The organism is Pseudomonas sp. TSO6, from assembly GCF_056098905.1.
Genome location: NZ_JBLZWV010000024.1, coordinates 179281 through 204643, shown reverse-complemented (window position 1 = coordinate 204643; position 25363 = coordinate 179281). Strand labels below are relative to the sequence as shown.

Genomic DNA, 25363 nt, shown 5'->3' with positions numbered 1-25363 from the left:
GACGCAGGATTTGTTGTTATGCGCACATTGTTAACATGTTATCTATGTGCGCACAACTGTCATCATTCGTCGGTTGATACAGCAAGGCGTATGCCAGTTTGCGTCAAAGGTTGGGTAGCAAAGTGTTGAACTGGGCCAGGCTGGCCATCAGGTGCGCCCGCTGTTGCGGGCTGATGGGGATGTAGCGGCGAAACGCTGGCATGCGGTTGACCACTTCGCTACCGCCCATGTGCTCCAGGGTCAGCAACCATTGGCCGTCGCGCCAGGCCAAGGCCAGGCGCTTGAAATCCAGCGGCATCAGCGCCGCCACCAGTGCGGCCTGCTGCAGCAACCGGTCGCGCAGTCGGGCGAAGCGCGCCCGGTCGCCCTTGCGGTACACACAGGCCAGGCCGGTACGGCGAAGCGCACCGGTATGGCGCAGCTCCAGGCTGACCTCGCCCCCTTGCGGAGCAGGCAACTGCAGCTGGAACTCACAGGTGACGATGTGCATCAGCAGGTGGGCCTCGACGCGTTCGTGCACCGTGGCCTGCCAACCCTGGGCCGGGTCGTGGATCACCCCGGCCGCCACCAGGTTCTGCTGCCCCAGGTTGCGCGCCAGGCATGCCAGCGTGGCGCCTGGGCGATAGCCTGAAGGCGCTCGGGGCGCCAGCAAGCGTTCACGCAAATTTCTGATCATGCAGCACGTGCTCCACGGCGTGGCCAGGCTCGGCAGCAAACTCTTTCTCGAGCACATCCTCGACCCGCGCCGGCTTGAACGGGTTGACCTTCTGCACGCACAGCGTCCAGAACAATGCATAGGCCGCAGTGGCGCCAAGCATGATGGCGAACGGCACGTAGACATCGGCAGGGTTCATGCCCGGCGGTGTGATGAACGCCATGCCGATGAGGATACCGCTACTGGAGAATATCTGCGGCAACGGGAACAGCGGCGAGCGGTAGGCACGCGGCAGGTCTGGGCGGCGGATGCGCAATATCACCACCGACAGGGTCACCAGCAGGTAGGCGGTGCTCCAGGCGCACACGGCGGCCAGCACCAGGTGCAGGATGTTGTCCGGGTTGCCGCCCAGGTACCAGGCATGCAGGCAAGGGATCAACGCCACCACCAGGATGCACAGCAGCGGCGTCTTGAAGCGCGGGTGCAGGTAGGTGAACACCTTGGGCAACGCGCCGTCCACCGCCATGCCGTAAAGAATGCGTGGCACACCGGCCATCAGCGTGTTGATGGTGGCCGCGCCGGCGAACAGGAAGCCGATACCCAGCCACACTGGGCCAATATCACCCATCACCTGCTCGGCGAAGCGCGGGATGGCCATGGGCGTGTCCAGCAGGTGCACGCCACTGGCGGCATCCAGCACCACGTTTTCCACCTGGCGCTTCATCGCCGCTCCGTAGATGAACATGCAGCTGGCCACGCCAAACAGGCCCAGCGCCATGGCACGCGGCAGCACCCAGGCCGACCGACGCAGTTCGGGGGCAAGCGGCGTGACGAACTCGCAGCCAACGAACATGAACATGGCCATGCCGACCAGCGAGAGGATGGTCATCAGGTCGGTGCCCACCAGCGACACGCCGAACGGGCCGTCCAGTTCCACTGCGGGTGCGGCGATCAGGCCGAGCACGCCGAACACCATCAGGGTGGTCCACATGCCGAAGGTGAGGACCACTTCCGCGCGGCTGAAGGCGCTGACGCCAAAGGCATTGAGCACCGCAAACGCCACCACGAAGCACACCCCCAGCAGCCACGAACCGCCGGCGGATTCCGCCAGGGTATTGAGGTGCTCGAAGTTCACCAGCGCCATCACCCCCGACAGGATGGTTTCGGCGGTACCGGCGAACACATGCACGATCAGGTAGGCCGATAGCGTGCCGGTAATGGCGAAGAAGCGGCCCATGCCACAGTTGATGTAGTCGTATACCGAGCCCGTGGTCGGCAGGATCGACGCAGCCTCGGCAAAGGTGGTGGACTGCGCCAGCATCATCAGTGCGGCGATGACCATGGCCACGGCGAAGGCGCTGCCGCCGATGCCAAAGCCCATGGTCGCGGTGAGGATCACCGGGCTGGCCATGATCAGCCCGACGGTGCTGGCCAGTGCGGTGGGGAAACCGACCGTGCCGCGGTTGAGGTGCTCGGTGAGCTTGTTATTGAGTGACATCGTATGCCCCGGTTTGTTTTTGTGGCGTTGAACGAGTGATTACTGTGCGCTGCAGGTGGCATGGCGTCTTGCCAATGGCTGCCGCCGGGCTTGTTGCTGCCTGCCAGCAATCAGCCCGGCCTACGCTCGCTCTTTTTGTGGGAGCGGCCTTGCGTCGCGATAGGGGCGCGAAGCGGCCCCAGCATTTTCAGCTTCGCCGCCAACATCGCCGGGGCCGCTCTGCGGCCCTATCGCGACACAAGGCCGCTCCCACAAGGCTTACCCAGTGCGGTTGGCAGCCACAGTCATGCACCTGTCACGCAGGCACAAGCACCGCACTGCCCCGCTCACTAAGCTGCAAACTTTGGCCACCTGCCCCGGAGTCTGCATGAGCGACATCACCCTCCTACCTGCCGTCACGGCCTTCCTGGCCCGCGAGCATGGCGTGTTCATCCACGGCCAGCACCTCGCCAGCCAGTCGTCGTCGAACATTGCCGTGGTCAACCCGGCCAACGGCCAGACCATCGCCCACATCGCCGACGCCAACCAGGCCGATGTCGACCATGCCGTCAGCTGCTCGCGCCAAGGCTTTACCGCCTGGTCGCACACCAGCCCCGCCGCCCGCGCCGCGGTGCTGTTCAAGCTGGCCGACCTGCTGGAAGCCAACCGCGAAGAACTGGCGCAGCTGGAAACCTTGCAATCCGGCAAGCTCATCGGCATTTCCCGTGCGTTCGAAGTAGAGCAGGCCGCGCACTTCCTGCGCTACTACGCCGGCTGGGCGACCAAGATCACCGGCCAGACCATCACCCCGTCGCTGCCCTCGTTCGCCGGTGAGCGCTACAGCGCCTTCACCCTGCGCGAGCCGATTGGCGTGGTGGTGGGCATCGTGCCGTGGAACTTCGCCAGCATGATCGCCATCTGGAAGCTGGCCTCGGCCCTGACAACCGGCTGCAGCATTATCCTCAAGCCCAGCGAATTCACCCCGCTGACGCTGCTGCGCATTGCCGAACTGGCCACCGAAGCAGGCCTGCCGGCCGGTGCACTGAACGTGCTGACCGGTGGTGGCCTGGTGGGCAAGGCACTGATCGAGCACGCAGGTACCGACAAGGTCTCGTTCACCGGCTCCGTGCCCACTGGCATCGCCGTAGGCCAGGCTGCCATGGGCGCCAAGCTGACCCGCGCGACCCTGGAACTGGGCGGCAAGAACGCGGTGGCCTTCCTGCCCGACGTGGCAACCGACAAGGCTGTGGACGGCATCATCGAGGCCGGCTTCCTGCACTCGGGGCAAATCTGTGCCGCGGGCGAGCGCTTCTATGTGCACCGGTCGCGCATCGACCCGCTACTGGACGCCTTGTCCCAGCGCCTGGGCCAACTGAAAATCGGCTCGCCACTGGACGAGGCCACCCAGTTCGGCCCCGTGGCCAACAAGCCGCACCAGCAGAAGCTGGCCGAACTGTTCGCCATCGCCCGCGCCGAAGGCAGCCAGATCATTCACGGCGGCACCCTGGGCGACGGCCCCGGCTGTTTCGTCGAACCCACGGTAATCCTCGCCCGGTCGGCCAGCGACACCCTGCTCACCCAGGAAACCTTCGGCCCGGTGGCGACCTTCCTGCCTTATGACGACGAAGACGAACTGCTGCACCTGATGAACGCCTCGCCCTACGGCCTCAGCGCCAGCCTGTGGACCAACGACCTGGGCAAGGCCATGCGCATGATCCCGCAAATCCAGGCCGGTACCCTGTGGGTCAACATGCACACCCTGCTCGACCCGGCTGTACCGTTTGGGGGCATCAAAGCTTCCGGCATTGGCCGCGAGTTCGGCTCGGCCTTCATCGATGACTTCACCGAGCTCAAGTCGGTGATGATCCGCTACTGACCGCGCCTGTGGCCAAGGCGTGCAAGCGCCTTGGCAGCCACGAACAAGACCCCGCCCCACCGCACACGCCCTAATAGGCCATCGCCGCCAACCGCGATGGCCCCTCGCCAGAACCGAGGGTGCCCCCGAACAACAAAGGCCCCTGTGAAGGTGGCCGAGAACAAACGAGGGATGTGCAAATGGTCAAACCACAGACGCTGTCCAGCCTGGCCCTGGCAACCTTGCTGGCCAGCCAGGCCGCGCCGGCCGTTGAGCTGTACGCCGACGATGACAGCCACCTGAACGCCGACATGCTGGCGGTATGGGGCATGTTCAACAGCCGCAAGAACTACGACGGCACCACAGGGGGTTCGACCTGGCGTGAAGGCTTTATCAAGTATGGCCTCAGCGGTGACCAGGGCCTGGCCGGCAACGGCACGCTGTACGGCAGCCTGAACTGGGTGAGCTCGGCCACCTGGGGCGATGGCGATGCGGCCGGCAACACCGATGGCTCCGAACGCACCACCAAGATCGAAGACGCCTTCCTCGGCTGGCGCTCGGCCGACCTGTTCCCGGTGCTGGGCAAGGATGGGGTGGACGTTTCCGCCGGCCGCCAGACCATTCGCCTGGGCAGTGGTTTTTTGATCAACGACGACGGCCCGAACCTGGGCAACGGCGTCGCCGACGGTGCGCTGGACCGTGGTGGCGCCTACTACCTGGCGGCCCGCCACGCTTTCGACCGCACCGCGATGCTGCTCCTGGGTGGCAGCGATGGCCTGCATGGCAGCCTGCTGTGGCTGAAATCCGACAACCGCGCCCAGGCCGAAACCGAACTGGCCGCCGGCACGCTGGACTACACCCACGCCCTGGGGACCCTGGGGCTGACCTGGATTCACGGCATCGACGTCGCCGACCAGTGGGCCAGCGACTTCCAGAAAGCCCGCGAAGGCATGGACGTGTACAGCGTGCGCGGCGAAGGCAACGCCGGCATCGACAATGCCAGTGTCGCCTTCGAATACGCCTGGCAGGACAAGACCGACGGCCCCGAGCAAGCCTGGTACCTGCAGGCCGGCTACACCTTCGCCGACCTGCCGTGGGCACCGCAGATTACCTACCGCTACACCCGCTACTCAGCGGGCTGGGACTCGCTATTCAGCGGCCTGTCCAGCGGTTACGGCACCTGGTTCCAGGGTGAAGTCGCCGCCAACTACGCCGGGCCCTTCAACAGCAACACCGGCATCCACCATGTGGGCGTGAAGGCGACACCGCTGGAAAACCTCACAGTCGGGGCGCTGTACTTCGACTTCGACACCGTGCGCACCCGCGACAGCCTCAACCTCGATGCGCGGGAGCTGGACCTGTATGTGGAATGGGCAGTCAACGAGCACCTGATCATCAGCCCGCTGGTGGGCCTTTACCAGCCGCGCAAGGACGAGAGCAACGGCGGCAACCAGGTGGGTGGGAATGGTACCAATGTGTATAGCCAGCTGACCGTGGCTGTGCCGTTCTGACGCAACCACGGTAGCCAACCTCTGTCTTGTGCTGCATGCGCATGACTTGAGGCGATGCGGTCAATGTGGGAGCGGGCATGCCCGCGAAGAAGGCGACTCGGTGTATGGCACCGGCTTTGCCGGTGTTCGCGGGCATGCCCGCTCCCACAGGAATCAGTGGCCTTGCGGAAGGGTTTGACCTTGGCCGACTCGGCGCATAACATTCGCAAACCTACCGGTCGGTAGGCGAAAAATCAGCCAGAGAAAACCATGCAAGTCAATCCCTCCTCTCCCATACCCTTCAGCTTCGCCCTGGGCCTGGGCCTGATCGGCGCCCTCGGCCCTTCCGCCGTCGACATGTACCTGTCGAGCCTGCCGGAAATCGCCAGCCACTATCAGGCAAGCTTCACCCGCGTACAGCTGACACTGACCTTCTTCCTGCTGGCCATGGGCGCCGGCCAGTTGATCTTCGGCCCCATCGTCGACGCCTATGGCCGGCGCAAGCCGCTGCTGGCCGGCCTGCTGCTGTTCATCCTGTGCTCGCTGGGCGCAGCCGCAGCCCCCAGCCTCGACACCCTGATCATGCTGCGCTTTTTCCAGGGCCTGGGCAGTGCGCTGACCCTGGTGGTGATCATGAGCATGGTGCGTGATGTGAGCCAGGGCGTGGCCGCGACCAAACTGTTCGCCCTGCTGATGACCATCGAAGGCGTCGCACCGATCCTGGCACCTGCACTGGGCGGCGTGATCGATGCACATTTCGGCTGGCGTGCAGTGATGCTGGTACTCGCCGGCATGGGCGTGGCGGTGCTGGTCAACAGCCTGATGAACCTGCCGGAAACCCTGCCACCCAGCAAACGCGACCCCCTGTGTCTGGACCACACCTGCCGCACATACCTGGCCATCCTCGGCGACCGCCGCTTTCTGCGCCCTACCCTGGCAGTGGCTGCGGTGTTCTTCTTCCTGTTCGCCTACATCGGCGGTGCCACCCTGGTGTACCAGGCCCACTACGGCCTGAGCGCCCAGGCCTTCGGCCTGCTGTTTGGCGCCACCGGTGTGTCGATCCTGTTCGGCGCCATGACGGCCAGCCGCCTGATCAGCCGGCTGGGCCTCAATACCCTGACTCGGGTGGGCGTGCTGTGCATGGCCGGCGGTGCCTGCATCAGCCTGCTCGGTGCACTGACCGGCCTGGGGCTGCCAGGTGTGGCCGGCGGCATGGTGATAGCCCTGTTCGGCCTGGGGATAGCCGAGTCGACGCTGATGTCGCTGGTGATGGCCTCGCAAGAAAAGGCACTGGGCTCCACCGCAGCGCTGCTGGGCGCTATCCAGCTGTCCGCGTCTGCCGGCGCAGCCCCACTGGCCGCAGTGGTACTCAACCACGGCCCGACCGCCTGGGCCGCGCTGCTGGCCCTGTGCACCCTGGTGGTTTGCCTGCTGACGGCCCTCAGCCTGCGCCACACCCCGGCCAGCTTCTCGCTCGCGGGCCATTGAAGCCCTGGCACTGACGGTCAACTCGGCTGGCAGGCAGACACAAGACGACCTACCAGTCGTTAGCGAAACTGGTTGCCTCGAAACCAACAACAAATCCGACGGCAGCCAGCCCTGCGAGATCCGCCATGACCCTCGATACCAGAATTGACTTCATCTACCTGTCCGAGCAGGACATGATCCGTGCCGGCGTCACCGACATGCCGGCCTGTGTCGACACCATGGAAGAAATGTTCGGCCTGCTGTACCAGGGTGACTACCGCATGGCCGGCCCGAACAGCGACTCGCACGGCGCGATGATTACCTTCCCCGAGCACTCGCCATTCCCCAACATGCCCAAGCCCACCGCCGACCGGCGCATGATGGCGATGCCGGCGTACCTCGGCGGCAACTTCCAGACCGCAGGCGCCAAGTGGTACGGCTCGAATATCGCCAACCGTGAGAAAGGCCTGCCCCGCTCGATCCTGATGTTCACCCTCAACGATGCCGACACCGGCGCGCCACTGGCGCACATGTCGGCCAACCTGCTGTCGGCCTACCGCACCGGCGCCATCCCGGGCGTCGGCGCCCGCCACCTGGCGCGCAAGGACGCCAAGGTCATCGGCCTGGCCGGCCCGGGGGTGATGGGCAAGACCACGGTCGCTGCGTTCATGGCCGTCTGCCCGCTGATCGACACCCTCAAGGTCAAGGGCCGTGGCCAGAAGAACCTGGATGCCTTCGTCGCCTGGGTGAAAACCAGCTTCCCGCAAATCACTCATGTCCAGGTGGTGGAAACCCTGGAAGAAGTGGTACGCGGTTCCGACCTGGTCAGCTACTGCAGCTCGGGCGAAGTCGGCGACCCCAGCCAGTACCCGCTGGTGCGACGCGAGTGGGTCAAGCCTGGCGCGTTCCTGGCCATGCCAGCCCCGTGCAGTATCGACGCCGGCATGGAGCAGGACGACGTGCGCAAGGTGGTGGACAACACCGGCCTCTACGAGGCCTGGTTCGAAGAGCTGCCCAAGCCTGCGCACAACCACGTGCCGCTGGTAGGTGTGCGCTTCATGGACATGATTGCCGAAGGCACGCTGGCCGCCGAGCAGGTGGAAGACATCGGCAAGATCATCAGCGGCGACGCACCGGGCCGCCTGCATGACGACGAAATCATCCTGATGTCGGTGGGCGGCATGCCCGTCGAAGACGTGGCCTGGGGCACCGTGGTGTACCGCAAGGCGCTCGAGCAAGGCATCGGCGTAAAACTCAACCTCTGGGAAACCCCCGTTCTCAGCTGATCCCCCGCAACCGGATAACAAGGCAAAGCCCATGACACAGATCATCAAACTGAAAACCGGCTCCAAGTTCGAAGACATGGCCAGCTACTCCCGCCTGGTGGCGGTGGACAACTGGATTCACGTCTCCAACACCGCCGGACGCAACCCGCAGACCCAAGTCATTCCAGAGGACGTCATCGAACAGACCCACCAGGTGTTCGCCAACATCGAAACCGCGCTGGCCGCAGTCGATGCCAGCCTGGCCGATGTCATCAACTCACGCGTGTTCATTCAGGACCCTGCCGATGTACCACGGGTCATGGACGTGATCGGCGAGAAGTTCCGCGGCATCGACCCGGCCACCACGGTCACCTGCCCGCCGCTGGGCTCCACCGTTTACAAGGTCGAGCTGGAGGTCACCGCCTACCGCGGCGCGGGGCAAGCGCAAGTGACACTGATCCGCCTTGGCCAGTGAGGCCGCCGGCTGGCGCTGAACACTCCCCCTGCACGCACAACAAAGAGTAAAGCCATGTCTCCCACGATCGCCCCTGTGCAAACCAGCACCCGCCACCCCGACGCCACTACCGTGGTGATCATCGGTGGCGGCATTATCGGCCTCACCGCCGCACTGAGCCTCGCCGAACGCAACATACCAGTGGTGGTGCTGGAAAAGGGGCGCATCGCTGGCGAGCAGTCGTCGCGCAACCTGGGCTGGGTGCGCAAGACTAACCGCCACGCCCATGACATTCCCCTGGCACTGGCGGCTGATCGGCTGTGGGCCGAGATGCCCGCACGGGTTGGCAGCGACGTTGGCTATCGCCAAGCCGGCATCATGTTCATCGGCCGTAACGACACGCAGATGGGCATGCATGAAGGCTGGCTGAAAAGCGTCGAGGCGCTGGGCCTGGATTCGCGCCTGCTGAGCACGCGGGAAATCGACCGGATGGTGCCGGGTGGTCGGGCGGATTGGGCAGGTGGCATCTTCACCCCCTCCGACGCCCGCGCCGAACCGACCCTGGCCGCCAGCGCCATCGCCCGGGCGGCGATCGCCAAAGGTGCAGTGGTAGTGGAGAACTGCGCGGTGCGCACGCTGGTCACCGCAGCCGGCCGTGTCAGCGGGGTGGTCACCGAGCAAGGTGAAATCCGCTGCGACCAGGTGTTGCTGGCCGGTGGCCTGTGGTCGCGCAAGTTCCTCGGCAACCTGGGCATCAACCTGCCGACCTTGCCGCTGACCTGCTCCGTGCTGCGCACAGAGCCCATGGACGGGCCAACCGACATCGCCGTTGGCGCACCGGACTTTTCCTTCCGCAAGCACAAGGATGGCGGCTACATCATCACCCAGCGCGGCGCGCTGGATGCCTTCCTCACCCTCGATCACCTGCTGCTGGGCAAGCGTTACCTGCCCCAGCTGCGTGCCCAGCGGGATTTTTTGCGGATCAGTTTTGGCAAGTACTTCTTCAAGGACCTGGCTTTGGCCCGGCGCTGGAAGGCCACGGATGTAACCCCCTTCGAGCGTGTACGGGTACAAGACCCGCACGCCAACCCGGCACTCAACGATGAGGCCATGCGCAACCTGAAAGCGGCCTGGCCGGTGTTCGAACAGGCCCGTATCGCCAGCGCCTGGGCCGGCACGATTGACGTCACCCCCGACTCCAACCCGGTCATCGGCCCGGTGGCCAGTATCCCGGGCCTGACCCTGGCCACCGGCTTTTCCGGGCATGGCTTCGGCACCTCGCCTGCTGCTGGCCAGCTGGCGGCAGACCTGGTGGCCCAGGCCACCCCGCTGATCGACCCGTCCCCGTACTGCTTCGAGCGTTTTGCCTGACACAAGTGGGAGTGGGCAAGCCCGTGCGATACACCGCGCTGCCTGCCTGGTGAGGATGCTGCCGGCTACCTGAACTGGTACTCCAACCCCGCCCCCGCATACCACGACCGCCCAGGCGCTGCCTCGTAATAACGCCCGTTGCCGTCACCGACAATCACCGACCCCACATACTGCCGGGCAAACAGGTTGTCCAGCCGCAGCAGCTGGTGGAACGTCCAGGGCCCCACATGTTGCTCGAACCGGGTCCGCCAGTTGAATACCGCATACGCAGGTGCGGCCTTGGCGTTGTTGCTGTCGTCCACATACACCTTGCTGCGGTACTGCCCTTCAACCCCCATGCTGATGGACGACACCGGCTTCCAGACCAGCTCGCCAAACAGGTTGTTCAGCGGCACACCGGGCAGGCGGTTGCCACTTTCGATGGTCTGGCTTATGTCATCGGCATAGCGGGCATCGGTGCGGGTATACGCCAGGGTGGTCTGCCACTGCTCGCTCAAGTCACTTTGCAGGCTCGCCTCAAAGCCGCGTCGTACAGTACGCCCTGCATTGCGATAGCTGGTTCGACCATCCGTAGCGCTGGCAACGACGATTTCGTCATCGGTATGAATCTCATACACCGCCGCATTCAGGCGTGTGCGCTCGCCAAGCCGGTACTTCACACCCATTTCGTACTGCATGCTGGTGGCAGGCTTGAGGCCGAAGTTGAAGCTTTCGGCCAAGCCCGGCGCATAGGCCATCTCGGCCTGGGTGGGGGTTTCGAAGCCTTTGCCGACGCTGACGTAACCGCGCAGGTCCGGCGTGAACGCGTACATCACCGACAGTGACGGCGTGGCCTGCTGGTACTTCTTCGAGCCGCTGGAGTCACCGTTGGCCAGGTAATGGTCGTCGACACGCATTTCCATGGTGCTGTAGCGCAGCCCCAGCTCGCTGGTCCAGTTGCCGATTTCCCAATGGGCCTGGAGGTACGGGTCCAGGCTGGTAGCGGTGTCTTTCTCGTCACGGCGCAACTCACCTTTCACGCCCAGTTGGTCACCGCTGAAATTCTGATAACCGCGACGGTCGTCCTTGCTCTGGTCGTAATCGGCGCCGACAGTGAAGGTGAGATTGCCGGGCACGTCCGCAACCGGCTGTATCCAGCGCAGGGTGCCGCCGTGGAACTCGCGGTCGAAGTCAACGACTCCGCCGCCACGCTGACTGTTGGAGGCCACCGATTTGGGGATGGACAAATACTGCACCACGCTGCGTCGCCCCGCGTACAGGTTGAACTGCAGCGTGGCATCGCCAAAGTAGCGCTCGTAGTTCATGCCCAGTTGCTGGTGGTCGATGCTTTTGCGGGTGTTGTAGGTTTCGGCCACCGCCGCCGTGGAACGTGGGTCATGCTTGTAGGCATCCCAGGTCTGCCCCAGCGGGTCCTGCGTGTTGTTCTGCTCCAGGCTGCTGTAGATCAGCGCCATGCGCGAGTCGTCGTCGGGCTTGAAATTGACCTTGGCGAAGGTCTGGTCACGGCGCGCAGCACTGTGGTCGCGGTAGCCATCGGTATCCAGGCGCGAGGCATCCAGGACGAAACCTGCAGTGTCGTTGCCGCCCTCTGCCGACAGGTGGTTCTTGTTGAAGCCGTCGCTGCCGAGCGTGGTTTCGGCACCCACACGTGCGGGCCCCTGCCCGTCGCGGGTAAACATCTGGATCACGCCACCGGCGTTGCTGCCGTACAGCGTCGCTGCCGGGCCGCGCAGCACCTCGATACGGTCGGCCACGTCCAGGTTCAGCGTGGCGGCCTGCCCTTGCCCGTCGGGCGTACTGGCCGGTATGCCGTCACTCAGCAGCTTTATGCCGCGCACGCCAAAGGCCGAGCGAGCACCGTAACCCCGTGAAGAAATCTGCAGGTCTTGCGCGTAGTTCTGCCGGTTCTGCACCACCAGCCCAGGTACTTTGCTGAGCACTTCCGACAGGTTGACGCCAAGCTGGCCATCCGTGCCGTGGGACAGGTCAACGGTATCCACCGAAAACGGCAGGTCGAATGTGCTGGTGGGCGCATAGGCACCGGTCACCACCAACGGATCCATGACCACCACATCGGGTGCGTCGGGGGCGGCTTGGCCGGTGGTGCTCATGCCCCCTGTCAGCAAAAGGGCAAAGCCTGTCCGGGCAGGCAAACGGGAAAGGATTGGGTACATGCGAAACTTCCTGAAACCCGGACCTGGCCCGTTACGAGCCAAGTCCGGGGTAACGCTACCGTGAGCAGGCACGGCATACGCAAAAAATGAGTTCAAAAGGGTAACGGCGAACCAGTACTAGATTCTGTTCGCGTAGCAGTGCCTCTGGGTGCTGACCACCGACACCCGCTTCTCGATTGCCCTGCCTTGGTAATCCAGGGCTATGCGCACGATCTGCAACAGCGGCGCCCCCACTTCGATACCCAGCACCTGTGCCTGGCTGGCATCGGCGCTGATGGCAAAGATGCGCTCATCGGCATGCGCCACCGTGGCACCGAAGCGCTGCTGGTACAGGCGATACAGCGTATTAGGCAGTACTTCGGGCTGCCTTTCCAGGCCAATGAAACGCTCGGCGCACAGGGTGATGTCCTCGTAGATGGCCGGCTTGCCATCCAGCTCGCGGGTACGCGAAATGTGGATCACCTTGGCGCCCGGCTGCAGGCCCAATGCCTGCGCTTCCTGCGCACTGGCCTTGCGCACCTTGCGGCCCAACACGATCGAAACCGGCAGGCAGCGCTCGCCGTCGGGGCGGCAGATGTTGAAGAAGCGGAACAAGGCATGGTCGCCATCATGGGTGGCGACGGAGGTCCCCTTGCCCTGCTGACGCACCACCACGTTCTCGGCCACCAGCTCGTTGAGCGCCTTGCGCAGGGTGCCGACGCTGACCTGATAAGTGGTCGCCAGCGCCGCCTCGCTGGGGATGAAGGTGCCGGGCGACCACTCACCTGTATGGATGCGCTCCATCAGCAAGTCCTTGATCTGCATGTACAGCGGCTGGAAGGTCGGGGCCTTTTGCGGGTTCTGCAGGGCGTCGGTCATGGTCATCTGTCGTCGGCAGTTCGTGTGGCGCAAGTATACCTCAAGCACGAAAGAAAGCAGCGCACCTTGACTATCCTATAACCTATGTCCTATACATGACTTACGGCATATGAATGACCGTCACAGGAGAACAACAATGAGCATTGATTTTGTCGTCCACGATGCCGACGACGCCGTCGGCGTCGTAGTAGTCGAAGGCGTGCAGGCGGGCCAGAAGTTGACAGGTTGGGTCATGGACCAGGACCAGACCCTGGAATTCGTGGTGCGCGACGCCATCCCGATCGGCCACAAGCTGGCCATCCGCGACCTGCAGGAAGGCGATACGGTGATCAAGTACGGCGTCGACATCGGCCGGGTGATCAAGCCCATCCGCGAAGGCGAGCACCTGCACGTCCACAACGTCAAAACCAAGAGGTGGTAAGCATGCAATTCAACGGACGCACTTTCCTGGGCTACCGCCGCGACAATGGCCGTGTGGGCATTCGCAACCATGTGATCATCCTGCCGGTGGACGACATCTCCAATGCGGCCGCCGAAGCGGTGGCCAACAACATCAAGGGCACCCTAGGGCTGCCACACCCTTATGGCCGGCTGCAGTTCGGCGAGGACCTGGAGCTGCACTTCCGCACCCTGATCGGTACCGGCTGCAACCCCAACGTGGCAGCGGTGGTGGTGATCGGTATCGAGCCTGGCTGGACCCGCCGCGTGGTCGAAGGCATCCGCGCCAGCGGCAAGCCGGCGGAAGGTTTCTGGATCGAACAGAACGGCGATCACAACACCATCTGCGCCGCCTCGCGCAAGGCTCGCGAATTCGTGCAGTACGCCACCGAGCTGCGCCGGGAGGAGTGCGACATCAGTGAACTGTGGGTCTCGACCAAGTGCGGCGAGTCCGACACCACCTCCGGCTGCGGCGCCAACCCCACCGTGGGCAATGCGTTCGACAAGCTTTATGCACAGGGCTGCACCCTGGTGTTCGGTGAAACATCAGAGCTGACCGGCGGCGAACACCTGGTCGCCGAGCGCTGCAGCACCCCGGCAGTGCGGGAGCGGTTCCAGTTCATGTTCGACCGCTACAGCGCCATGATCGACCGCTGGAAAACCAGCGATCTGTCCGAGTCGCAGCCAACCAAGGGCAACATCGAAGGCGGCCTGACCACCATCGAGGAAAAGGCCCTGGGCAACATCCAGAAAATCGGCCGCAAATGCCGGGTTGACGGTGTACTGGACAAGGCCGAGGCACCCACCGGGCCAGGCCTGTGGTTCATGGACTCGTCGTCCGCGGCAGCAGAAATGGTCACCCTGTGCGCAGCGTCCGGGTATGTGGCGCACTTCTTCCCGACCGGCCAGGGCAACGTCATCGGCAACCCGATCTTGCCGGTGATCAAGATCTGCGCCAACCCGCGAACCTTCCGCACCATGGGTGAACACATCGATGTGGATGTATCCGGCCTGCTGCGGCGCGAAATCAACATGGACGATGCCGGCGACCGCTTGCTCGACATGCTGATGCGTACCGCAAATGGTCGCTACACTGCCGCCGAAGCCCTCGGGCACCGCGAGTTCGTGCTGACCCGGTTGTTCGAAAGCGCCTGACCTGCCGTGCCGTTGCCTGCCTCATCAGGCAACGGCGCTTGTTTCTGCCTGCGTTCAAGAAGTACGTCTCACAACAACCATAAATGGAGACCTTCATGAAACCGCTCTGCCCTGATGCCCTGCCCCCTCCGGTGTTTCTCCCCGAGCCCACGCAGCCACGACGACCGTAGTGAGCGCCCGCGTGCCGCGCAAAAGACCCGAACCTGCTCCCCTGCCCTGATCAGCCAGCTTGGCGCGGGGTATTCGCTCATGGAGAAACAACCGTGAAAATTCTCAAGAACCTGTATGTCCAGGTGGTGATCGGCCTGATCGCCGGCATTGCCCTGGGCTACTGCTGGCCCTCGCTCGCGGTCGAAATGAAGCCGCTGGGCGATACCTTCATCCGCCTGATCAAGATGCTCATCACCCTGGTGATCTTTTGCACCGTGGCCATCGGCATTGCGCGCATGGAAAGCCTGAAGGAGCTGGGCAAGGTCGGCTTCAAGACCTTCATGTACTTCGAGGTGGTGACCACCTTGGCGCTGTTGCTGGGCATGATCATCGCCAACCTGGTGCAGCCCGGTGCCGGCATGAACATAGACCCGGCCAGCCTGGACGGTGGCGCCATGTCGCAATACCTTGACCAGGTGCATGCGCAGGAGTCCTCCAGCCTGCTGACCCAGCTGATCCCCAACTCGGTGGTCGGCGCCTTCGCCAGCGGCAACCTGCTGCAGGTGCTGCTGTTCTCGGTGCTGTTCGGCGTGGCGTTGTCCGGCATGTCCAGACGCAGCCAGCTGGCCGCGCGGGTGATCGAACAGTTTGGCGAAACCCTGCTGCGCATCGTCGGCATGATCATGTGGCTGGCACCCATCGGGGCGTTCGGCGCCATGGCCTTCACCATCGGCAAGTACGGCATCGGGGCGTTGCAGCAGATGGGTTTGCTGATCGTCTGCCTGTACGTCACCAGCCTGCTGTTCATCGGCATTGTCCTGGGCTCGATCAGCTTTGCTTGTGGGATCAACATCTGGTCGCTGATCAAGTACCTGCGCGAAGAGCTGCTGATCGTGCTGGGCACCTCCACCACCGAGTCGGTACTGCCGCGGCTGATGCAAAAACTGGAGCGGCTGGGCTGCGACAAATCGGTGATCGGCCTGGTACTGCCCACCGGCTACTCGTTCAACCTCGATGGCGCCGCCATCTACCTGACCATGGCCTCGTTGTTCCTGGCGCAAGCACTGAACATCGACTTGTCGTGGGGCCAGCAACTGAGCCTGCTGGTGATCCTGCTGATTACCTCCAAGGGCGGTGCAGGGGTAGCTGGCGCAGCGCTGATCGTGCTGACCGCAACGCTGGCCAGCCACGACATCATCCCGGTGGCAGCCATTACGCTGATTCTGGGCATCGACCGCATCCTCAATGAGGTGCGGGCGCTGACCAACATGATGGGCAACGTGGTCGGCACCCTGGCGATTGCCCGTTGGGAAGGCAAGCTCGACCTGGCCAAGGCTCGCGCCGAACTGGCCGCCCCTGGCCGCTTGCCTGCGCTTGATCAGGCACCGCTAAACCTGTCGCAGAAAAAACCCTGAAGCCCGCTGCAAGGAGCCACCCCATGACTGTGCAAATCAGCGTTCGGCATGCACATGAACTTGCCATGCAGGCACTGCGCAGCGCCGGCATGCCGCAAAGCGCCGCGCAAAGTTGCGCACAGGCGCTGGTGCAGGCCGAGCGCGAAGGCCTGCCCTCCCATGGCCTGTCACGCTTGCCTTTCTATCTGGCGCAGATGTCCACCGGCAAGGTTGACGCCAGGGCCGAGCCCAGCGTGGTGGTCGAAGGGGCAGTCGTGCGCGTAGACGCCTGTCACGGCTTGGCGTTTGCGGCCATCGATGCCGGCCTCGGCCCGGCGATGGCCACGGCACGCCGCCTGGGTATCGCGGCGTTGGCCATCGGCCGCTCGCACCACTTCGGCGTGGCCGGGCAACCGGTGGAACGGGCCGCACGCGAGGGGCTGCTGGCACTGGCGCTGAGCAATGCGCCAGCCGCGATGGCCCCCTGGGGCGGGCGCACGCCGCTGTTTGGCACCAACCCCATCGCCTTCGCATCGCCGCGCCGGGATGCTGAACCCGTTGTCATCGACCTGTCGCTGTCGAAGGTTGCCCGTGGCAAGGTGATGCTGGCCCGGCAAGCGGGCACGCCGATTCCGGCCGGCTGGGCGATCGACAGCGCCGGCATTGACACCACCGATCCGCAGGCGGCGCTGGCCGGCAGTATGGTGCCCATGGGCGATGCCAAAGGTGCCGCATTGGCGATGATGGTGGAGCTTCTGACGGCGGGCCTGACCGGCAGCCATTTCGGTTTCCAGGCAAGTTCGTTCTTCGATGCAGAGGGAGACGCGCCCGGGGTGGCGCACTTGTTGTTGCTGATTGACCCGCAACGGTTTGGTACGGGTTACCTGAGCCATGTCGAGGCTCTGTTCACCGCCATGCTGGCGCAACCGGGCGTGCGCTTGCCAGGGCAGCGGCGGATAGGTGAACGGCAGGTACGCAGTGATTTCATCGAGGTGCCGCAGGTGTTGCTGGACCGGCTGGAGAGCTGCGTTTGAACTTGTGATCCTGGGGCTGCTCTGCAGCCCCAGGATCTCCGACCAACCAAACTGTCCTTGACAACACCCTGGCCAGGAACAGCTCAATCCTCAGCAGGCAGCTTGTGCGCCAACGCTACACATCTGCGCGCCAGGATCATCGTCGGGTCCACAAGCGCAACCGCCCTGCCATTCAGGTCACAGGCATCACAGTGGCTGAGCACCAGCGGCAGCTCTGTACAGCCCAGTATCAACACCTCTGCCCCGACCTCTGCGAGATGCTCTGCAGCAATCAGCAACTGATCCCGGCACAGCCCGTCAGTGAAACCTGCCTTGATGCCGCGCTCACCGTAGATGGCCTCCATCACCAGCTTCTGATAATCCGGCCCCGGCACCATCACCTCAAGCCCTGCGCGGCTCGCAGCCTGGTGATAGACCTGGCTTGCGACGGTCCCCGAGGTGGCCAGCAAGCCGATAACCTTGTCTGAGCCATACGTGTGCTTTATCCAGTCGACCGTTTCGGCGAGCATGTTGACGATGGGCACGCGCAGGTGCTCCTGGATGCGCTCGACGAACGCATGAGCGGTATTGCACGGGATCGCAATGGCGTTGGCACCCGCGCTCTCCAGCCGTTTGCAGGTCGCGTACATGGCCATCGTCGGGTCCGCCTCATCATTCAGCAGATTGGCCGTGCGGTCCGGTATTTGCGGGTTCTGCTCCACCACCATCTTGATATGGTCCTGGTCACGACCTGCCGGTGTGCTGGCAACCACCTTGCCCATGAAATCAACCGTCGCTGCGGGGCCGACACCGCCCACGATACCCAGCTTGAAAGGCAGGTCACGTGGCTCACGTGAGCCTTGCGTGGCAAACGTGGCGTAAAGGTCGTTGATATCGAGCGCCGTGATACCACGGCGCTGCAGGTCGGCGCACACCAGTGACAGCTCGGTCATGCCAGGCACGATCAGTGCCGCCCCTTGCGCCTGCACTGAAAGGCAAGCCTGGTAGACCGACTCCAGTGGCACCCCGTCCAGATGCCCGTCCTTGATGCCGTTGCCCCCATACATGGCCTGCATAAGGGCCGCCTGTGCCTGCGCATCGGGGTACACCACTGCGTACTCGGCGCCCAACGCACGCTCGAAGAGCCCGGAATGGCGCACGTAATCCGAAGCAAGCACACCCAGCGTGCAGCCCGGCACGGCGATCTGGCGGATGTGCTGTACCAGGCTTTGCATCATGTCCAGCACAGGGATGCCCAGCTCGTCCTGAATCTCTGCACGAAACGTCTGGCTGGCGAAACACGGCAGCATGATTGTATCCACGCCGCTCGCTTCGAACGACCTGCACACCTCGAAGGCGTAGAACTTTCGCGATGTCATGCTCGCGTTCGCGTCCAGGGGCAGCTGTACCCCCTTGAACGGATGTTGCTCGAGCAGAAAATGAAAACGCCCCTGATCCTCCAGCACTGCTCGCGACTTCACAAGCTTGTAGAACAGGTCGCCACCCGCAAGCGCTCCCAGCCCCCCGACAATCCCGATCTTGTGCGAAAGGGGTTGCTGCGCAGCTGTCTTCTTCGACGTCATGAGCCTATTCCTCAGGCGACCGATACTGGGCGGTCGAGGGTGGACGGCTGGGCTGTGGCCTCATTGGCCTCATCCGGCTCGGCCTGTGGCTCTGACTTGGCGACTACAGCCGTGGCGATGCTGTTGCCCACGACATTGGTAGCGGTACGCGCCATGTCGAGGAACTGATCGATACCGATAATCAGCAGCAGGCCCGCCTCTGGCAGGTTGAACATCGGCAAGGTCGCCGCGACCACCACCACCGAGGCGCGCGCAACACCGGCCATGCCCTTGCTGGTGATCATCAGCGTCAAGAGGATCAACACCTGCTGGGTGAAGCTGAGGTCGATGTTGTAGGCCTGGGCGATAAACATGATGGCGAATGCCTGGTACATCATCGAGCCATCGAGGTTGAACGAGTAGCCCAATGGCAAGACGAAGCTGGACACACGCTTCGGAGCGCCGAACTTTTCCAGCGCCTCCATGGTTTTCGGGTAGGCCGCCTCGCTGCTGGCGGTAGAGAACGCCAACAGGACCGGCTCGCGAATCAGTTTGCCAAGCGTGATGACCGACTTGCCCAGGAACAGGTAGCCCACACCGAACAACACACCCCACAAAAGAAGGATGCCCAGGTAGAACTCGACAATGAGCTTGCCGTAATCGACCAACAAACCAAGGCCTTGGGTGGTGATTGCCGACGCAATAGCGGCGAACACCCCGATGGGTGCAAAAGCCATCACATAGTCGGTAATGCGGAACATCACCTTGGACAGTTCATCGATGCAATCAACAATCTTTGTATACCCGGCACGGTTGACGCCAGCCAGTGCGAATCCGAAGAACAATGAGAACACCACGATCTGAAGTATTTCATTATTCGCCATCGCCTCTGCAATACTGCGCGGGAATACATGACTGATAAATACTTTCAGGCTGAAGTCACCCGTGTTCACAGGCACTGCCACGGCATCCGCATGCTGTGCGACCTGCATGTTCAAGCCAGCGCCAGGCTCGAACAGGTTGACCAGTGCCATCCCGATAGCCAACGAAATGGCCGAAGCACAGACAAACCAGGCCATGGCACGAAAACCGATGCGGCCGACCGAGCGCGAATTGCCCATGCTGGCAATCCCGCCCACCAGCGTGGCGAATACCAGCGGCGCAATGATCATTTTAATCAGGCGCAGAAAGATGTCCGTCACCATGCTGAAGTAAGCAGCCATTTCCTTCGCGGCTTGCTCGCCGCCTGCGAAATGATGAGAGGCCCAACCGACCACTACGCCCAAGGCGATGCCCATGGCAATTCGGCGCGGAAGCTTATTATGTTTCACGACAGTTTCCTCAAGTGATGTTCTATTTCTTGTACTTGGCAGGATTGAAATAAAGACAGGGTCACCCACTTAGCAAGTGGGTGCGGGGTAAGTTTATCGCCACGGGAAAGGTAAGTTGATGAGTAATAGGGCTGGCCCTATGCGTTTTCGGAATAGTTTTTAGCCCTTGCTATCAGCGCATGTCCGAACACGCTTACACTGTGCGCCCGGTGAAGGAGATCAGCGATGCAGATCAAGTGGCTGGACGACCTGTTGGCGATCGCCGAGTGGAAGAATTTCTCGCGCGCCGCCGAGGTGCGGTGCGTTACGCAGTCCGCACTCTCCAGGAGAATTCGCTCTCTCGAAGAGTGGGTGGGTGTCGAGCTGGTTGACCGTGCCACCTACCCGGTACAGCTCACCCCCGCTGGCCAGCGCTTTTGCGATGAATCGCGCCAGGCGCTCGCCGCACTGATGGCGCTACGGGCCGACCTTCGGGACGTCAAGCGGATGCCGGGGCGTTCGATCCAGATCACCGCAGCCCACAGCCTGTCGATGACCTTTCTGCCAAAATGGCTCAGCCAGTTCCAGCAGCACAATGAGCGCTTCAATGCCCGGGTCGTGGCAGCCAACATCAATGACGCCGTCATCGCCCTCGAAGAAGGCAGCTGTGACCTGATGATTGTCTACCATCACCCGCTTACCCCCATCTCGCTGGACCCTGAGCGCTTCGCCAGTCTGGCCCTGGGGCATGACGCGTTCATCCCCGTGTGCGCACCCAGTGCGTATGGCAAGCCGCTGTTCACGCTTTCTGCAAACAGCAAACCCATTCCGCACCTGGCTTACACGGCCACGACGTTTTTGGGAAAAGTCGCAGACGTGGTCATTCGCAACGCCCCTGAGATCGCACCGCTGGAGCGGTGCTATGAAGCAGATATGGCAATGCTGCTGGTGCGCATGGCCGTGGAGGGCTACGGGGTAGCCTGGCTGCCCTACAGCGCTGTGCAGGATGAACTGGAAAGAGGGTTGCTGGTGCAAGCCGGCGGCGCCGAATGGAGCACGCGCCTGGAGATCCGCTCGTACTGCTCGCTGCTGAACCAGAACCCTACGATGAGAAGCCTGTGGAATACCCTGGACAACGCTGCACACGCATCAGCCCAGGCGTGAACGCAGTTTTCGCCTGACAAGCTGTTGCGAATTCACTTACAGTGAAATACTGTATGTGCATACAGCAAAATAAGGAACTACCTGTGTCCAGCACCGCCTCCGCCACCCCGAGCAGCTATGAACAGCTGGGTGTACGCATCCAGAAGATCATCAACAGCCCCACCGCCCAGCGCAGCCGTGCGGCGCTGATCTATCGCCTGGAGCAGGAAAGCCCGGATGACTGGGAAACCTTGCTCGAGGAAATCGCCGAGAACGACAACGTCACCCTCGCCCACCGTGACGACGGCGGCGTGCAGGTTTTCTGGACCGTACCGAAGGAAGACTGACTGCGCATGAGAGTTTCGCTTTTCGCGGCAGCCTGCCTGTTACTGACCACTCCACTTGTACAAGCCGACGCCCCGCGCACCTTCCAGGAGGCCAAGAAAGTCGCCTGGAAGCTCTATGCGCCGCAATCGACCGAATTCTATTGCGGCTGCAAATACAAGGGTAACAAGGTCGACCTGGCGTCCTGCGGCTATGCCCCGCGCAAGAATGCCCAGCGCGCGTCGCAATCGAGTGGGAACACATCGTACCCGCCTGGCAGATCGGCCATCAGCGCCAGTGCTGGCAAAGCGGCGGGCGCAAGCAGTGCTCGCAGCATGACGAGGTGTACAAACGCGCCGAAGCCGACCTGCACAACCTGGTGCCGAGCATCGGCGAGGTCAACGGCGACCGTAGCAACTTCAGTTTCGGCTGGCTGCCAGAACAGCGCGGCCAGTATGGCAGTTGCCTGACCCAGGTCGACTTCAAGGCCAAGAAAGTGATGCCGCGCCCGTCGATCCGCGGCATGATCGCCCGCACCTACTTCTATATGAGCAAGCAGTACAATCTGCGCCTGTCCAGGCAGGACCGCCAGTTGTACGAGGCCTGGAACAAGACCTACCCGCCGCAGGCATGGGAGCGGCAACGCAACCAACAGGTGGCGTGCGTGATGGGGCGGGGCAACGAGTTCGTCGGGCCGGTCAACCTCAAGGCGTGTGGTTGATCCTCAGCTCAGCGCTTGTAAATAGGCGCTGGCTTCCCGGTAACGGGCCAGCCGCGCCAGGTCGGCGGGGCCAGGGCATGGAATGCGGGAAAGGTCACTGTTATCGGCCAGGTCGGCCAGCTTGACGGTTCGCGCCAACGGGTCGTCGCCCAGGCGTACCACGAAGTCCTGGTACGGCTCGCCTTCACGGCGACTGAGCGCCAGCAAGGCGGCAAGGATTTTCAGCGCAAACCCCTCGCGCGCCAGGTCGGACAACGTCAGCGGGGTGTCCTCGATCACATCGTGAAGCACTGCGACAATCCGTTGCTCGGGCGTGGACACCCGCATCATCACCCGTAGCGGGTGGAGAATGTACGCCACCCCACCCTTGTCGTATTGCCCTTCATGGGCCCTGGCGGCCACGGCAATGGCCCGCTCCAGTGTAGACATGAGGCCCCTCCCCGTTCGGCATCTTCCACCCAAGCATAGCCAAACTTGTGTGAACAATGTCTAACACACGCCTGACAAAGCTTGCGCCATCCCTGCAGGAGCGGCCTTGTGTCGCGATGGGCTGCAAAGCAGCCCCATGATATTGGCGTCACGGCTAATCTTGCCGGGGCTGCTTCGCTGCCCATCGCGACGCAAGGCCGCTCCCACAAGTACAGCGTGCACCCGAACCTGCGGCGCACTTGTATGTACTTAGCGGGCTGCGCCGTGCTGGATCACCACCGAATCGGTGCCCAGCTTGGCCATCACTTCGTCCTTGCGCGCTTGTGCTTCTTCACGGCTAGGGAACGGCCCCATCAGCACCACCGGCTTGCCGTTGCGGTATTCCACCGAAGACGGAATACCCTTTTCAATCAGCCGCGCGGTCATGTCGCTCAGCGCGCCCATGTTGGCGCCCTGGATCACTTCAACATCCCAGCCTTCTGGTGCCGGCTGGCCAGCCAGTGCATCGGCACGGCGCTGCAGGTCGGCGCCGCCGCACACTTCGCGGATGCGCAGGTTGTTGCCGGTGTCGTCGACGATGATGTCGTACTGGCCGTCGCGCTTGATGGCCACGTAGCTGCGGTAGGCTTCGTACTGCCCGGCATCGTCCTTACCACGGACCTGGCCGCAGATGGTGCCCTGGGTGTCGATCCGCACGTTGCCGAACTTGGCGGTCTTGGGGTTGTGCAGGTGTTCGGCCACCTGCTTGTGCACGCCTTCGACCTCGTTCTCACAGCCCGCCAGGGCGAGCACTGCCATTACCACAGCCAGTTTGCGCACGCGTGTACCTCCAGTTTCGAAGGCGCGGATTCTAGCACGCCGGGGTATGCCCCGAACCGCGACCAAACGTTACACGCTAATTCACGCGCACATGAAAAAAGGGCGATCGTTTCTGATCGCCCTTTCTCGATTTGGTAGGCACAATTGGACTCGAACCAACGACCCCCACCATGTCAAGGTGGTGCTCTAACCAACTGAGCTATGTGCCTGTCGTGTGGTGCGCATATTAGTGATGCAATGCATACCTGTAAAGCTTTTTTTTGAGAAAAATCAAAAACTTTCGACTATGAGCGCTGCCTGCCCATGCCGCGGTTTCGACGCCCGCGAAATGGACAATGAAAAAAGGGATGACCCTTTCGGATCACCCCTTCTTCGATTTGGTAGGCACAATTGGACTCGAACCAACGACCCCCACCATGTCAAGGTGGTGACTGGATGGATGCTAAACCATTGATTTACATGGAATTAATCTGACCTCGGGCCGCCTGGGAAAAGTCAAAATAAGCCTATAACAATCAATAAGTTAGCATGTGGTTTTGCAAATTGACCTGCGTTAAAAATATTCCACGCAGCGCCCGCTCGACGAACGCAAGACCCGCCATTCTGTGGCGCGAGTATTTACGGAAGCCCTCGTAAAGCCTTCTTGGCGCCGATCTTGGCCAATCGGAACGCTAAAAATATTGCAGCTGCTGGGGGCTCGGCCCAGACTGGAGACAACGCTTCAGACAGCTACCATGCCAGTTGAGCAACCTGCTATGGACCCTGAGATTCTTCACATTCCTGAGCTGGCAAAACTACTCGGCCGCTCCGAATCCGCCATACGAAGCGCCATGCAAAACCGGGCAACATGGCTACCCCCTTTCTTCAGGCAGGGTCGGCGGATCTGTTGGCGGCTCGAATCTGTTAGAGAGTTTCTCAAAGATTGGGAGCAACGCGGCGGGCAGCAATCGAAGCCTGGACGCAAGCGGAAACCTCCGCCAACGCTTACCAGCGTGAGATATCGGCTCGGGACTGGAGGTCAGCATGATTTCAGCAGCGACTGATCGCTTCATGCGGATTGATGAGGTGATATCCGTGACGGGGCTGGGAAGGAACACCATCTACCGGCGGATGCGCGAGGGTACGTTTCCACGACAGGTTCGGCTCGGCCCCAACTCCGTTGCCTGGCTTCAGTCTACTATCTCGGAATGGATGTCGTCCGTTGTGGAGAGCACTTCGTCGGCTGAAAATGGCCGACTGTAAACCAACGTTATGATGGATTCGGTCGCTGCGGGAATCATCATGATCACGGCCCACGCTTCGCTGCACGAATGTAAAAGGCCCCGCAGCGACCCTTTTACATCCCTTTCTGGGCCTCTGCATGGCGGGCATCAATGTACTCTGCCAAGTCCGTGACGTGCACGCCACGAGATGACTTCTGACTGCGCTCCATGGCAATAAGCGGCAAGCGAATTCCGCCGCGATCGATCTTGATCTTCATTTTTGTCGGGCTGGGGTGCGGAAAATAGTCAGCGCACACCCGCCCCAGTGGTATGACGGCAAGGCCATCGTACTGAGCCATAAGGATGAATGCAGTTTTCATACCTTCTTCCTTTTCTTGGGCGCGACAAGCTCCAGAGTCTCTTTAAAAGTGAGGCCTTGGTAGGTTGACGATTCATGCGCCTGGCGTGGGGATGATTCCGCTACGAACCTTGGCTTGTTCCCAATTGAGTGCTTGTCCACGTAGGCATCCACCCAATCATCGAGCTCGTAGCGATCAAAGCCGACCCCTTGAACGCCGATACGGAACTCTCTGACATAAGGTCGTACTGTCTTGTTGAATTCGTCCTTACACATGCC

General features: G+C 62.4%; 22 protein-coding genes, 1 tRNA gene and 1 pseudogene. 14 read left to right on the top strand and 10 right to left on the bottom strand.

Features of this window, described 5'->3' with window-relative positions; genetic code table 11:
* Nucleotides 1-103: 103 nt before the first annotated feature.
* Together ACN6NG_RS09455 and ACN6NG_RS09450 are read right to left on the bottom strand one after the other, a co-directional pair.
* Nucleotides 104-676, bottom strand: a complete 573-nt coding sequence (locus tag ACN6NG_RS09455; RefSeq protein ID WP_063426946.1) for a DUF3156 family protein — start codon at nt 674-676, stop codon at nt 104-106.
* Nucleotides 657-2153: an APC family permease gene (locus ACN6NG_RS09450; protein ID WP_016498985.1), complete on the bottom strand. Its 1497-nt coding sequence runs from the start codon at nt 2151-2153 to the stop codon at nt 657-659. Before ACN6NG_RS09450 ends, ACN6NG_RS09455 begins: the two co-directional genes overlap by 20 nt.
* A 367-nt stretch (nt 2154-2520) precedes the next feature.
* Between ACN6NG_RS09450 and ACN6NG_RS09445 the strand changes: the two genes are divergently transcribed.
* The 6 genes from ACN6NG_RS09445 (at nt 2521) to ACN6NG_RS09420 (ending at nt 10034) form a co-directional block, all read left to right on the top strand.
* The gene (locus tag ACN6NG_RS09445) at nt 2521-4008 is read left to right on the top strand and encodes an aldehyde dehydrogenase family protein (RefSeq protein WP_063426948.1); all 1488 of its coding nucleotides are present in this window, start codon (nt 2521-2523) and stop codon (nt 4006-4008) included.
* Between the two features lie 179 nt (nt 4009-4187).
* Nucleotides 4188-5498 (top strand): alginate export family protein, encoded by a 1311-nt coding sequence (locus tag ACN6NG_RS09440; RefSeq protein ID WP_063426949.1) that lies wholly within the window; start codon nt 4188-4190, stop codon nt 5496-5498.
* A 249-nt stretch (nt 5499-5747) separates the two neighbouring features.
* The gene (locus ACN6NG_RS09435) at nt 5748-6965 is read left to right on the top strand and encodes a multidrug effflux MFS transporter (protein WP_063426951.1); all 1218 of its coding nucleotides are present in this window, start codon (nt 5748-5750) and stop codon (nt 6963-6965) included.
* A 125-nt stretch (nt 6966-7090) separates the two neighbouring features.
* Nucleotides 7091-8230, top strand: a complete 1140-nt coding sequence (locus ACN6NG_RS09430; RefSeq protein WP_049276149.1) for an ornithine cyclodeaminase family protein — start codon at nt 7091-7093, stop codon at nt 8228-8230.
* Between the two features lie 31 nt (nt 8231-8261).
* Nucleotides 8262-8684, top strand: a complete 423-nt coding sequence (locus ACN6NG_RS09425) for a RidA family protein (protein ID WP_016498980.1) — start codon at nt 8262-8264, stop codon at nt 8682-8684.
* A gap of 54 nt (nt 8685-8738) precedes the next feature.
* Nucleotides 8739-10034, top strand: a complete 1296-nt coding sequence (locus ACN6NG_RS09420) for an NAD(P)/FAD-dependent oxidoreductase (protein ID WP_063426953.1) — start codon at nt 8739-8741, stop codon at nt 10032-10034.
* 65 nt (nt 10035-10099) lie between these two features.
* On the opposite strand, the gene ACN6NG_RS09415 is transcribed toward ACN6NG_RS09420, so the two are convergent.
* A complete protein-coding gene (locus tag ACN6NG_RS09415; RefSeq protein ID WP_474313678.1) occupies nt 10100-12145 on the bottom strand; it encodes a TonB-dependent receptor family protein in 2046 nt (681 codons plus the stop codon).
* A 180-nt stretch (nt 12146-12325) separates the two neighbouring features.
* Nucleotides 12326-13066, bottom strand: a complete 741-nt coding sequence (locus ACN6NG_RS09410) for a GntR family transcriptional regulator (protein ID WP_050491877.1) — start codon at nt 13064-13066, stop codon at nt 12326-12328.
* A gap of 136 nt (nt 13067-13202) precedes the next feature.
* On the opposite strand from ACN6NG_RS09410, the gene ACN6NG_RS09405 reads away from it, so the two are divergent.
* From ACN6NG_RS09405 to ACN6NG_RS09390, 4 genes are all read left to right on the top strand, one after another.
* A complete protein-coding gene (locus ACN6NG_RS09405) occupies nt 13203-13487 on the top strand; it encodes a UxaA family hydrolase (RefSeq protein WP_043199623.1) in 285 nt (94 codons plus the stop codon).
* A 2-nt stretch (nt 13488-13489) separates the two neighbouring features.
* The gene (locus ACN6NG_RS09400) at nt 13490-14659 is read left to right on the top strand and encodes a UxaA family hydrolase (protein WP_063426954.1); all 1170 of its coding nucleotides are present in this window, start codon (nt 13490-13492) and stop codon (nt 14657-14659) included.
* Between the two features lie 263 nt (nt 14660-14922).
* Nucleotides 14923-16224, top strand: a complete 1302-nt coding sequence (gene dctA, locus ACN6NG_RS09395; protein ID WP_063426956.1) for a C4-dicarboxylate transporter DctA — start codon at nt 14923-14925, stop codon at nt 16222-16224.
* 23 nt (nt 16225-16247) lie between these two features.
* Entirely contained in the window at nt 16248-17237 is a 990-nt protein-coding gene (locus ACN6NG_RS09390; RefSeq protein WP_063426958.1) for an Ldh family oxidoreductase, read from the top strand.
* 83 nt (nt 17238-17320) lie between these two features.
* On the opposite strand, the gene cuyB is transcribed toward ACN6NG_RS09390, so the two are convergent.
* Nucleotides 17321-18799 carry a cysteate racemase gene (cuyB, locus tag ACN6NG_RS09385; RefSeq protein ID WP_063426960.1) on the bottom strand — a complete coding sequence of 493 codons (1479 nt, stop codon included), beginning with the start codon at nt 18797-18799 and terminating at the stop codon, nt 17321-17323.
* Between the two features lie 11 nt (nt 18800-18810).
* Nucleotides 18811-20109 (bottom strand): dicarboxylate/amino acid:cation symporter, encoded by a 1299-nt coding sequence (locus tag ACN6NG_RS09380; RefSeq protein ID WP_063426961.1) that lies wholly within the window; start codon nt 20107-20109, stop codon nt 18811-18813.
* Between the two features lie 225 nt (nt 20110-20334).
* Between ACN6NG_RS09380 and ACN6NG_RS09375 the strand changes: the two genes are divergently transcribed.
* The 3 genes and pseudogenes from ACN6NG_RS09375 (at nt 20335) to ACN6NG_RS09365 (ending at nt 22276) form a co-directional block, all read left to right on the top strand.
* Nucleotides 20335-21252, top strand: a complete 918-nt coding sequence (locus tag ACN6NG_RS09375) for a LysR substrate-binding domain-containing protein (RefSeq protein ID WP_063426963.1) — start codon at nt 20335-20337, stop codon at nt 21250-21252.
* 83 nt (nt 21253-21335) lie between these two features.
* Entirely contained in the window at nt 21336-21578 is a 243-nt protein-coding gene (locus ACN6NG_RS09370; protein WP_063426965.1) for a DUF1654 domain-containing protein, read from the top strand.
* A gap of 6 nt (nt 21579-21584) precedes the next feature.
* Nucleotides 21585-22276: pseudogene (locus tag ACN6NG_RS09365) on the top strand (endonuclease).
* Between the two features lie 3 nt (nt 22277-22279).
* On the opposite strand, the gene ACN6NG_RS09360 reads toward ACN6NG_RS09365, so the two are convergent.
* From ACN6NG_RS09360 to ACN6NG_RS09350, 3 genes are all read right to left on the bottom strand, one after another.
* Entirely contained in the window at nt 22280-22705 is a 426-nt protein-coding gene (locus ACN6NG_RS09360; protein WP_028613309.1) for a bifunctional (p)ppGpp synthetase/guanosine-3',5'-bis(diphosphate) 3'-pyrophosphohydrolase, read from the bottom strand.
* 249 nt (nt 22706-22954) lie between these two features.
* On the bottom strand, nt 22955-23524 hold the full coding sequence (locus ACN6NG_RS09355) for an SPOR domain-containing protein (protein ID WP_063426967.1): 570 nt from the start codon (nt 23522-23524) through the stop codon (nt 22955-22957).
* Nucleotides 23525-23656: 132 nt separating this feature from the next.
* Nucleotides 23657-23733 (bottom strand) — tRNA-Val (locus ACN6NG_RS09350).
* An 814-nt stretch (nt 23734-24547) separates the two neighbouring features.
* Between ACN6NG_RS09350 and ACN6NG_RS09345 the strand changes: the two genes are divergently transcribed.
* The gene (locus ACN6NG_RS09345; protein ID WP_474313666.1) at nt 24548-24766 is read left to right on the top strand and encodes an AlpA family transcriptional regulator; all 219 of its coding nucleotides are present in this window, start codon (nt 24548-24550) and stop codon (nt 24764-24766) included.
* Nucleotides 24767-24860: 94 nt separating this feature from the next.
* Here ACN6NG_RS09345 and ACN6NG_RS09340 read toward each other — a convergent pair whose 3' ends face one another.
* Nucleotides 24861-25106, bottom strand: coding sequence for a pyocin activator PrtN family protein (locus ACN6NG_RS09340; protein WP_474313665.1), 246 nt, complete (start codon nt 25104-25106; stop codon nt 24861-24863).
* Nucleotides 25107-25363: the final 257 nt, after the last annotated feature.